Below are 1720 nucleotides of genomic sequence, written 5' to 3' on the forward strand. Positions count from 1 at the left end.
GGCCTGCTGGGCGGCCAGCGCCCAGCTGCCGCCGAGGGCGGCGAGCACCGGCACGGCCAGCCCGGCCGTCTCGTGCACCTGCAGGGTCAGCACCGTGACCAGCACCGGCCCGACGATGAAGACCACCTCGTCCAGCACCGCCTCGAGGGCGAACGCGGTGTCCAGCCCGGGACGTCCGCGCAGCGCATGGGTCCACCGGGCCCGGACCATGGCGCCGGCCTGCGGAGCGCCGATGCCGGCCAGCGCGGCGAAGGCGTAGTACGTCCAGGCCGGGGCGTCCGTGTGGAGCGCGACCAGGAAGGCCAGGATGCCCACCGCGAAGAGCAGGCTGGCCCCGCGCAGCACCGGTGCCTGGCCCAGCCGGTCGGCGAGGCGGGCGATGGCCGGCCCGGCCACCCCGGAGGTGACGACGTACGCGGCGGAGACGGCGCCGGGGGGGGGGGGGGGGGGGGCCGTGCCGTACGAGCCGGTGCGCAGCTCGACCAGCAGCACGAGGCCGAGCCCGGCCATCGAGGCGGGGAGCCGGGCCACCGTGCCGGCCAGGCAGAACGCGACCGAGCCGGGCGTGGCGAGCACGCGACGGTAGGCCTTCAGCATCCGGACTCCTGTCGTCGGGCGACAGGGTAGTCAGCGCGCTGCGCCAGGAGGCCGGTGGGAGGATGACGGCATGGATCCCCGACCGTACGACGCGCTCTTCCTGGTCTCCTTCGGCGGACCGGAGAAGACCGAGGACGTCGTGCCGTTCCTGCAGAACGTCACGACCGGCAAGAACATCCCCGTCGAGCGCCTGGAGGAGGTGGGCGAGCACTACTACTCCTTCGGCGGCAAGTCGCCGATCAACGACCAGAACCGGGCGCTGCTGGCCGCGCTGCGCGAGGACTTCGCCGCGAACGGCCTCGACCTGCCGGTCTACTGGGGCAACCGCAACTGGGACCCGTACTTCCGCGAGGCCGTCGAGCAGATGGCCGCGGACGGCGTGCAGCGGGCGATCTGCTTCGTGACCAGCGCCTACTCGTCGTACTCGGGCTGCCGCCAGTACCGCGAGAACCTGTTCGCCGCGTCCGAGGGCACCGGCGTCGAGCTCGACCGGCTGCGCCACGGCTTCAACCACCCCGGCTTCGTCGGGCCGTTCGCCGAGGCGCTGGAGGAGGCGCTCGCCAGCGCCCCCGCGGGCACGCACGTCGTGTTCGTCACCCACTCCATCCCCGACACGATGGACGCGGCCAGCGGCGGCCCCGGCGAGCACGCCTACGTCCGCCAGCACCTCTCGGTGGCCGAGGAGGTGGCCGAGCGCGCCGGCGCCAACGGCTGGGACCTGGCCTACTGCTCGCGCTCGGGCCCCCCGTCGATGCCGTGGCTCGAGCCCGACATCAACGACCGGCTCCGCGAGCTCAGCGCCGAGGGTGTCGAGTCCGTCGTCGTCGTGCCGATCGGCTTCGTCTCGGACCACATGGAGGTCGTCTTCGACCTCGACACCGAGCCGCCGCGACGGCCGAGGAGCTCGGGCTGCGCTACGTCCGGGTCGCGACGCCCGGCACGCACCCGGACTTCGTCGCCATGGTGCGTCAGCTCGTCCTGGAGCGGGCCGCCGTCGAGCGCGGCGAGCCGGTCGAGCGTCCGGCGGTCGGCTCGCTGCCCCCGTGCTGGGACGGTGTGCGCCGTCGACTGCTGTGCCAACCGCGCGCGACCTGCCGACGCTCTCCGTGAGCCCGGAGTAGGG

The 1720-nt window shown here is 74.0% G+C and carries 1 protein-coding gene and 1 pseudogene; one reads left to right on the forward strand and one right to left on the reverse strand.

Going from position 1 to position 1720, the window contains the following annotated elements; translation table 11 throughout:
* Positions 1-597: pseudogene (locus tag AC2W7G_RS15490) on the reverse strand (MFS transporter); the annotation flags it as partial.
* A gap of 70 nt (positions 598-667) precedes the next feature.
* Between AC2W7G_RS15490 and AC2W7G_RS15495 the strand changes: the two are divergent.
* On the forward strand, positions 668-1720 hold a 1053-nt coding region (locus tag AC2W7G_RS15495), incomplete at its 3' end, for a ferrochelatase (RefSeq protein ID WP_485869226.1).

Source organism: Aeromicrobium sp. PFPM2_SD2, assembly GCF_057364525.1.